At 52.3% G+C, this 9549-nt stretch carries 10 protein-coding genes; all 10 read left to right on the top strand.

Translation table 11 applies throughout. The features are described from left to right. Positions 1-71 precede the first annotated feature (71 nt). The 10 genes from recJ to QVO97_RS04920 all read left to right on the top strand — a co-directional run bounded on the left by recJ (position 72) and on the right by QVO97_RS04920 (position 9385). Complete coding sequence (gene recJ / locus QVO97_RS04965) at positions 72-1784, top strand: single-stranded-DNA-specific exonuclease RecJ (protein WP_022359287.1); 1713 nt, start codon at positions 72-74, stop codon at positions 1782-1784. Between the two features lie 5 nt (positions 1785-1789). Further along, positions 1790-2098: a hypothetical protein gene (locus QVO97_RS04960; RefSeq protein WP_107001309.1), complete on the top strand. Its 309-nt coding sequence runs from the start codon at positions 1790-1792 to the stop codon at positions 2096-2098. A gap of 34 nt (positions 2099-2132) precedes the next feature. Next, positions 2133-2879, top strand: coding sequence for an AzlC family ABC transporter permease (locus QVO97_RS04955; protein WP_022359285.1), 747 nt, complete (start codon positions 2133-2135; stop codon positions 2877-2879). Between the two features lie 41 nt (positions 2880-2920). Beyond that, on the top strand, positions 2921-3253 hold the full coding sequence (locus QVO97_RS04950) for an AzlD domain-containing protein (protein WP_117796890.1): 333 nt from the start codon (positions 2921-2923) through the stop codon (positions 3251-3253). 72 nt (positions 3254-3325) lie between these two features. Further along, a complete protein-coding gene (locus tag QVO97_RS04945) occupies positions 3326-4180 on the top strand; it encodes a bifunctional 5,10-methylenetetrahydrofolate dehydrogenase/5,10-methenyltetrahydrofolate cyclohydrolase (RefSeq protein WP_022359283.1) in 855 nt (284 codons plus the stop codon). A gap of 154 nt (positions 4181-4334) precedes the next feature. Beyond that, positions 4335-5108, top strand: a complete 774-nt coding sequence (locus QVO97_RS04940; RefSeq protein ID WP_022359282.1) for an SIMPL domain-containing protein — start codon at positions 4335-4337, stop codon at positions 5106-5108. 182 nt (positions 5109-5290) lie between these two features. Beyond that, entirely contained in the window at positions 5291-5722 is a 432-nt protein-coding gene (locus tag QVO97_RS04935) for a DMT family transporter (protein ID WP_022359281.1), read from the top strand. An 85-nt stretch (positions 5723-5807) separates the two neighbouring features. Next, on the top strand, positions 5808-6584 hold the full coding sequence (locus QVO97_RS04930; RefSeq protein ID WP_022359280.1) for a helix-hairpin-helix domain-containing protein: 777 nt from the start codon (positions 5808-5810) through the stop codon (positions 6582-6584). 31 nt (positions 6585-6615) lie between these two features. Next, the gene (locus tag QVO97_RS04925; protein ID WP_022359279.1) at positions 6616-7317 is read left to right on the top strand and encodes a response regulator transcription factor; all 702 of its coding nucleotides are present in this window, start codon (positions 6616-6618) and stop codon (positions 7315-7317) included. A gap of 91 nt (positions 7318-7408) precedes the next feature. Then, positions 7409-9385, top strand: coding sequence for a DUF6320 domain-containing protein (locus QVO97_RS04920; RefSeq protein WP_022359278.1), 1977 nt, complete (start codon positions 7409-7411; stop codon positions 9383-9385). Positions 9386-9549: the final 164 nt, after the last annotated feature.

Genomic DNA, 9549 nt, shown 5'->3' with positions numbered 1-9549 from the left:
GCGGAAAATCAGCCACAAAAGCAAGTGCAAAAAAGACTCCGAGAGTACATCTAGATAATAGGAGGAACAAAATGGCAGAAGAAGTCTGGATGCTTCAGACCAAGAAAGCAGATTTTAAGCAGATCGGGGCGCGGTTTCGGATCGATCCGGTTACGGCGCGTATTATCCGGAACCGTGGGATCGAAGGAGAGGCGGCGATCGACCGCTATTTAAATGGCACGCTGGATGATCTGTATGATCCGATGCTGTTAAAAGATATGGAGTGTGCCGTTTCCATCCTGTGTGAGGCTGTGGATACTGGAAAGAAGATACGGATCGTCGGTGATTATGATATTGACGGCGTCTGTTCGACGTACATATTATTGCAGGCATTTGAACGGCTGGGCAGTGATGTAGATTTTGAGATACCGGATCGCATCAAGGATGGCTACGGAATCAATGAATCGATCATCGAACAGGCGCACGCGGACGGCGTGGAGGTGATTCTGACTTGTGACAATGGTATTTCCGCGTTCCATCAGGTGGAGCTGGCGAAGAAATATGGCATGACGGTTGTCATCACGGATCATCATGAGGTGCCCTTAGATGGGGAAAAAGAGAAGATTCCACCGGCGGATGCGGTGATCGATCCGAAACAGGCAGACTGTCCGTACCCATTTCCGGAGATCTGCGGCGCAGTGGTGGCATACAAGCTGGTGCAGGTTTTATATGCCCGCCGGGGCGTGCCGCAGATGGAATGGCTGGATTTGCTTGAATTTGCCGCGATTGCGACGGTCGGTGATGTGATGAAGCTGCAGGATGAGAACCGGATTCTGGTAAAATACGGTCTTAAAAAGATGGCGCAGACCAAAAATCTAGGGCTTCGCAGACTGGCGGAGAAAAATAATCTTGATCTGGGGGCGATCACAGCATACCATATCGGATTTGTCATTGGACCGTGCCTGAATGCGGGCGGACGATTAAAAACGGCAAAGGAAGCGCTGGCGCTTCTGCGGGCGCAGAGTGAGGAAGAGGCGGAACGCCTGGCAGAGGAACTTAAGGAATTAAATGATACCCGCAAGGATATGACCGAGCAGGGGACTGAGGCGGCAAAGCTGCAGGTAGAGAGCTGGTATCAGAAGGACAAGGTGCTGGTGGTCTTTCTGCCGGAATGCCATGAATCGCTGGCGGGCATTATTGCAGGGCGCCTGAGGGAATATTATCAGAAGCCGGCGATCGTGCTGACGCGCGGCGAGGAGGCGGTCAAAGGCTCGGGACGTTCCATCGATGAGTACCATATGTTTAAAAAGCTGACAGAGGTCAGCGATTTGCTGCTCAAATTTGGCGGTCATCCGCTGGCAGCCGGGCTTTCGCTGGAAGAGAAGAACATTGACGAGTTCCGGCGCAGACTGAATGAAAATGCGGGGCTGACGGAGGAAGATTTTAAAGCGAAAGTCTGGATCGATGTGCCGATGCCGGTGGGATATGTGACAGAACGCCTTGTGAGGGAGCTTTCCTGTCTCGAACCGTTTGGACAGGGCAACGAAAAGCCGCTGTTTGCAGAGAAATCACTCCGCATCCGGGCGAGCCGCGTACTGGGGCGCAACCGGAATGTCGTAAAAATGACGTTGGAAGAGACAGACGGACACGCGATCGAGGCGCTATATTTCGGTGACGGAACGGCGTTTGAGGAAGAGCGCGCCGGACGGCGGGAGATCGACGTCGTGTATTATCCGGACATCAATGAGTACAATGGAAGAAAAACGCTGCAGGCGGTGATCCGCCGTTATAAATTCCGGGGGTAAATGGCATGATAACGAGAAAAGATGTGATGCCGGTCAATTTCCTGAAAAAAGAAAAATTTACCGGAAGTGATACCGGGATGCGCTACCGGATGGAGATGACAAAGCGCGAAGTACCGAAAGAAGACGGCGCAGATGGAGAGACGGTCGAGGAGACAGTCCTGACCGTGACATCGTGGCCGGAACCATATGGATACGACGCAACGCCGGAAGAGGAGAAGACCCGCGAGGAATTTCCATTTTCGGAAGAAGGAATTGTGAGCGGGGTAGAGTGGCTGAACGGGCAGCATGCGCGGTATGTGAAGCCTGAAAAATAGACGGTTGCGTGAACAGAAAGAGTGAAAAAGTAGAATGAGTTGGAAAAAGACATTTTATGAGGGGCTAAAGAGCGGTATCCCCATTGGACTGGGGTATCTGCCGGTCTCCTTTACGTTTGGCTTCCTGGCGGTGTCGGGCGGTCTGCCGGTCTGGGTAGCGGTTTTTATATCGCTGACGAACTTAACGAGCGCCGGACAGTTCGCAGGGACAAACCTGATTCTGGCGGGGGCTGGGTACTTTGAGGTGGCATTGACGACGTTTGTCATCAACCTGCGCTATATGCTGATGTCACTGTCCCTGTCCCAGAAGCTCGATGAAAAGACGGGAACCGGGGCGCGCCTGGCACTGGCATTCGGCATTACGGATGAGACGTTTGTCGTCAGTTCCCTGCATCCGGGCATTTTGAAAGCGTCGTATATGCTGGGACTTATCACGATGCCGATTCTGGGGTGGAATCTTGGAACCTGGCTGGGAGGCGCGATCTCGGCGGTTCTGCCGCAGGCGCTGCAGAATGCGATGGGAATTGCCCTGTACGCGATGTTTATTGCACTGATTCTGCCGGCGGCACGCAAATCGCGGTCGGTGTGCTGCGTCATCATTCTGGCAGTTGTGATGATGTGCATTTTAAAATATGTTCCGGTTTTTGCCGGTATTTCCTCCGGTTTCCGGGTGATTCTGGTTACGATCGCGGCATCGGCGTTCGGTGCATGGAAATTCCCGCATGATCCGGACGGTAAAGAAGCCGGTCAGGACGAGAGTCAGAAAGAGGGGGCAGAATGATGAATACAGCAGGAGCAGCAGGAGCAGCCGGAACACTCGATATGAAATACGTGCTGACCTGTGTCCTTTTGATGGCACTGGTTACATATATTCCACGTGTTCTTCCGGTTACGATTTTCCGGAAACAGATCCGTTCGAAGTTTATCCGATCTTTCTTAGATTATACGCCGTATGCAGTGCTGGGAGCACTGACATTTCCGGATGTATTTACCTCCACAGGACATCTCTATTCGGCGGTCGGAGGAACGATCGTAGCGGTGATTTTGGGATATAAGGGAAAGAGCCTGGTGGTAGTGGCGATCGCGGCGATTGTGACGGTTTACCTGCTTGAGATGGCAGGCGGAGCCGGTCTTTTGGCGTCGCTTTCATTTTAAGAAAAATTTAAAATGAATATGCGCAAAAGCGCGGGAAATTCATCATAAATAAAAACGAAAGGTGCAGACAAGATGATTACAATGAAGGGAGACGCTGTTTCGGCAAAGCTGAAAGAGCAGGTGGAAAAAGGGCTGGAAACCCTGACATGGGTGCCGAAACTGACGATTATCCGGGTGGGCGAGAATCCGGATGATATTTCCTATGAGAAAGGCGCAACGAAGAAGCTGACATCGTTCGGGCTTGAGGTGGAATCGAAGGTATTTCCGGGAGATATCTCGGACGAGGCATTTAAGAAGGAGTTTGCGGCGATCAATGCGGATGCGTCGGTGGACGGTATTTTAATGCTGCGCCCGCTTCCAAAACAGATCAACGAGCAGGATATTGAAAAAATGATCGATCCGGCGAAGGATCTGGACGGTATTTCCCCAGTCAATATCGCAAAGGTGTTCAGCGGCGATACGAGCGGTTTTGCGCCGTGTACGGCGGAGGCAGTGGTATGCATGCTGAAAATGAACGATATCGCGCTTTCTGGCAAACGGGTGGCAGTCGTAGGAAGAAGCATGGTTGTGGGACGCCCGCTTTCGATGCTGCTTCTGCATGAAAATGCGACCGTGACCATCTGCCATTCGAGAACCGCCAACCTGCCGGAGGTATGCCGGGAGGCGGATATTCTGACTGCCTGCGTGGGAAAAGCAGCGATGATCAACCACACCTATGTAAAAAAGGATGCGGTTGTCATTGACGTTGGGATCAATGTAGATGAAAATGGAAAACTCTGCGGCGATGTGGATTTTGCCGATCTGGATGGAACTGCTTCGGCGGCAACCCCGGTTCCGGGCGGTGTCGGCGGCGTGACGACGGCGGTTCTGGCACAGCATCTGGTGCGTGCAGCACGGATGAAACAGGAAAAAAATAGTAATAAATAAGCGAAAGAAAGTTAAGAGAAAAGCAATACATTTCCTCTCGTTTTCAGGTATAACTATAGTAAGAATGACAGTGTACCAGTTGTTGTTCCGGAAGGTCCGAACCCATTGTGGGATGGAACTCACGGATGAAACAGAAAAACGGGAGGAATTTTTTATGAGAAAAATGGGGATGATGCGAAACAGGATGGCATTTCTGCTGGCAGCAGGCACGATGACAATGACGTCGGCGGCAGGTCTGGCAGGTTGTACGTCCGCACCGGCATCGGTGACGGTGCAGTCGGCGGAAAATACGGGGATCACGGTGACGAGCCAGGAGAAAATCAAGGCGGAGCCGGATATTGCGGAAATTACCTACAGTGTCTATTCACAGGCGTCAGATGCGAGCACCTGCCAGTCGGAGAATCAGACGGATTTGGATGCGGTTCTGGCGCTTTTGAAGGAAAAGGGAATTGCAGATACCTCGGTGCAGACGAGCGGTCTGGGGCTGAATCCGATCTATGACTGGGACAATGGCAAGAAGATCACTGGTTATGAGATGACGACGGAGGTTGTTGTATCGGATGTTGCGATTGAGGATGCAGGGGCGATCATCAGCGATTCGGTCAATGCGGGTATCAATTCGATCGATTCGGTCCAGTACCAGTGCAGCAATTTTGATGAGATTTATCAGGAAGCGCTCAAAAAAGCCATTGAGTCGGCGCGCGTGAAAGCCGAAGCGATGGCGGAGGCAGGCGGCTGCAAGCTGGGAACGATGACGAATGTGCAGGAGTACAGCAGCGGGCAGCAGGCGCGTTATTATGACACTTCTTACAGCAGCGGCATGGCGATGAAGGAAACGGCGATGGAAGATGCGGGTGCAGGCAGAAACCTGATGCCGGGGCAGGTGGATGTTGAGGCAGAGGTGTCGGCTACGTTTTCTATTCAATAGGGATCAGCTGCATGAAAGGTTGTCTGGTTTTGGAGGAAAAATCGGATTTTAAACAGGAAAAGGGAATAAACACAAATTGTATAAACCTTCGCATATCTGGGATACTAACAGTGTGAAATGAATGGTCGGAAACGGCTGCTGTTTCATGAGAATGTAGAACAGAATGCGGAGGTTTATTTTTTATGTGGGGAATGATAACCGCGCTGGTTTCCGGCGCACTCATGAGTATACAGGGCGTGTTTAATTCTGCCGTGATGAAACAGACCAGCATGTGGGTATCGGCTGGCTGGGTGCAGATAAGTGCATTTGTGGTTTGCCTGCTGATGTGGCTTTTTACGGGGCGCGGCGCGGTATCGGAGCTTTGGCAGATCGAACCGCGGTATATGCTGACCGGCGGCGTGATCGGGGCATTTATCACGTACACGGTCATCAAGAGCTTTGACGCGCTGGGACCGGCAAAATCAGCGCTTCTGATCGTCGTGGCGCAGATCCTGGTGGCGTACCTGATCGAGGTGTTTGGCTGGTTCGGTGTGGAGAAAGCGGGATTTGAGTGGCGCAAGGCGATCGGGGCGGCAGTTGCGATTGCGGGGATTGTGATTTTCAGATGGGAATAAAAATTTTCTGCTTGTGTTTAAAGGGGGTTTTGGTTAGAATAGAATTACGGACAAAACGCGCCTCGGAAAAAGAGGGGTGCAGAAGATGAAACAGACAAATCAAACAGTAAATCGGAAACGATGGATGCGAACAGGGGCAGTCGGCGTGGTATTTTTGGCGGCTGTTTTGTGTTTTGGTGTGCAGAGCCGGCGAGAGAAGCAGACGGTGGTGCTGGAGACGCAGAATAGTTTTTCAAAAGAAGTGGATGATTCGCAGGAAAGCTCCGAACGTCCAGCAAAACGGTCAAACGGCGGGTCAGTGGATGGGGATAATGAAGCAGAGAACGCTGCGCCTGAGGGGCAATCAAAAGAAAATCCCCAAACGCCGGAACCGAGAATCCTATATATCCACGTCTGCGGCGAGGTAGCCGCACCGGGCGTCTATGAGCTTCCGGCGGGCAGCCGTATGTATGAGGCGGTTGAAAAGGCGGGCGGGATGACGTCGGAGGCGGCGCAGGAATCTGTAAATCTGGCGCAGGCGATCGAGGATGGACAGCAGCTTCGGATTCCGAGCCGGGAAGAGATTCGGAAATATCAGGAAACAGGGAAGGATGTCTTCGGGCTTTTGGGAGCCGGAGGCGCTGCTGGGAATGGCAGCGAGTCAGCTTCGCAGAAATCTGGAAGCAGTGCAGCATTGATTAATTTAAACACAGCTTCCAAAGAAGAGTTGATGACTTTAAACGGTATCGGCGCGGCGCGGGCGGAAGCGATTCTTTCTTACCGGGAGCAGAAGGGCGGTTTCCGGACGATTGAGGATATTATGAAGGTGCCTGGCATCAAGAACGCGGCATTTCAGAAGATAAAAGATAAGATTACAGTATAGAGAGATAGAAGCATAGTGGTTGAGGTGGAGAATGGCGAAGGTATTAGTGGTAGATGATGAAAAATTAATAGTAAAAGGAATCCGTTTCAGTCTGGAACAGGATGGATTTGAAGTTGCCTGCGCCTATGACGGGGAGGAAGCGCTTCAGATGGCAAAGGAGACGGAGTATGATATGGTTCTTCTGGACGTGATGCTGCCGAAGCTGAACGGATTTGAAGTCTGCCAGGCAATCCGGGAGTTCTCCGAGATGCCGATCATTATGCTGACCGCAAAAGGCGACGATATGGATAAGATTCTGGGGCTGGAATACGGCGCCGATGATTATATCACGAAGCCATTTAACATTTTGGAAGTAAAGGCGCGCATCAAGGCGATCCTGCGCCGCAACTCCAAGAAATCGAGACAGGAGCCGCAGCAGACAAAGAAAGTCATCGAGGCGGGTGATCTGACGCTGGATTCGGACAGCCGCCGGGTCTTTATCGCTTCCCGCGAGATCAATCTGACCGCGAAGGAATTTGACCTTCTGGAGCTCCTGGTGTGCAATCCGGGCAAGGTTTACAGCCGCGAGGAGCTGCTGCGCTTTGTCTGGGGCAACCGGGCGGCGGCGGGCGGCGATGTTCGCACCGTAGACGTTCATGTGCGGCGGCTGCGCGAGAAGATCGAGCCGAGTCCGAGTGATCCGAAATATGTACATACGAAATGGGGCGTGGGGTATTATTTCCGGATTCGGTAATGTGGAAAAGAACTCAGAAGAGGATGAAAGGGGCGCTGCAGGGGAGTGTGTATCCCGGCAGCTGCTCTTTTTCTTTAGGTGGAAAAGGCAGATGGGACAGAGAATGAACGAGGAAAACCAAGAACAGGATCAGAAGGATGAAATTGCAGGGAAGCAGGAAGAGCCGGGACAGATAGTTTCAGAAAAAGTGGAGAAGAAACGAGAGGAAAAACCAAAGAAAAAGCGTCTCCGCATCCAGGGCGCCGCGTGGAGGCGGCTGGATAACACGGCGAAGCTCTTTGCGGCGGTGTCGGGCGAGGATTTAAGCAGTGTATTCCGGATTTCGGCGGTTCTGAAAGAAAAAGTAGATCCGGAGCTTTTGCAAAGGGCGCTTGTGCGGACACTTCCGGAGTTTGAAAATTTCCGGGTGAAGCTGCGGAAGGGCTTTTTCTGGTATTATTTTGAGACGAACAACCGGAATCCGGGCGTGGAAGAAGAACAGAGTGCACCGTGCCGTTTCATTGATCCGCACCGGGGCGCGCGGTTCCCATTCCGTGTGAGCTACTATGGATGCAGGATCAATTTTGAAGTGTTTCACGGGCTGACGGACGGACTGGGGGCGCTGCGGTTTGCTTCACGGCTTACAGAACATTATCTGGAACTGGTGAAAAAATTGCCGGTTATGGTGCAAGAGAGGGAGTTTTCGCCGCTCCGGGAGGACGATTATCTGCGACATTACCGGAAACTGCCGCATCGGCATTATAACAGCAGACCGGCGATTGCGATTCAGGGGGAATTTCTCCCATTTGATCAGATGGCAGTGCTGCAGGGGACGATTGAGGTGTCGGCACTGAAGACGGAATGCAGGAAGGTGGGTGTCAGCATCACCAAATATCTGGCGGCGGTGCTTCTCTGGGCGATCATCCAGACGGAGACGGATGGGAAAACGCTGAAACGTCCGGTGGCGCTCAATCTTCCGGTGAACCTACGGAGTTTTTTTGAGTCGGAGACGCTGGCAAACTTCTTTGCTGTCGTGAATATTTCGTGGGCGGCGGGAAAGGCGCCGGAGGCATTGGAAGAAGTGATTGCGTCTGTGAGCCGCCAGATGGATGAGCAGATCGTGAAGGAGCGGCTGGAGGAGACGATCTCCTACAATGTGTCGAATGAGAAAAAATGGTATGTGCGGGCGATCCCGCTATTTGTCAAACATCTGGCGATGCAGTTGATTTTTCTGCACACCAGCCGCGCCCACACGATGACATTTTCCAACATCGGACCGGCGCAGGTTCGGGAGGAACTGAAAGATTCGATTGAGGGCTTTCAGCTTCTTGTCGGCGCATCGCCGAAGCAGCGGATGAAATGCGGGGCAGTGGCGTATGACGGGAAATTATGTCTGTCGTTTACGAGCGCGATGGCAGAGAACCGACTTCCGGAGTTTTTCTTTCACTTTTTGGAGGAAAAGGGCATCCGGGTAGAGCGCGAGAGCAATGGAATCACGGATACGGAGCATGATAAAGGACGTTATCCAGTGATTGCCCAGGATCGAGAGCGCGTGCGCCGTGCGGTGCGGGGATTTTATGTGTCATTGGTGCTCGTATCGCTTCTGGCGGGGCTTACGAATCTGGCGACTTATCATCGGATTCCGTTTAAATGGTCGCTTCTGACGGCGGGCGCGGCGGCATATGTGGCGATGACGCTGCGGTTTTCGGTCATGCGGCATGCGAGCCTGGCAGGAACGCTGGTGCGGCAGTCCCTGGGAATTCAGGCAATTTTGCTTCTGATTGACGCGCTTACAGGGCTTCGGGGGTGGTCGGTGGACTACGCGATCCCATGCGTCGCACTGTTTGAGGTGGCGGCGGTTCTTCTGATGATGTTAGTCAACCGGATGAACTGGCAGAGCTATTTTATGTATCAGATCACAATTACATTTCTGAGCTTTGTGCCGTTGATTTTCTGGAAAATCGGGTGGACGCATCATCCGCGTCTGACGGTGCTGGCAGCAGGTGTGTCGGTGGCAGCGCTGGCGGCGACGGTGATTCTGGGCGACCGGAGTGTGAAGCGGGAATTGAAGAGGCGGTTTCATGTGTAAATGGCAGGAAAATCGGTCACAGTAAAGGAACGATCTATAAAAATACGAAGATTGAAAATTTGAATGAAAGAAAGGGAAGAAGCATGAGTCGGAAAACAGTCAGCATGATAGGCAATCTGACGCGTGATATGATGAGTGACGTGATGGAGACATCGTTAAAGAAG

It is taken from the genome of Clostridium sp. CAG:43, from assembly GCF_000434655.1.
Taxonomy (GTDB): domain Bacteria; phylum Bacillota; class Clostridia; order Lachnospirales; family Lachnospiraceae; genus Otoolea; species Otoolea fessa.
The sequence above is the reverse complement of the archived record's forward strand: the minus strand, read 5'-3'. Positions and strand labels throughout refer to the sequence as shown.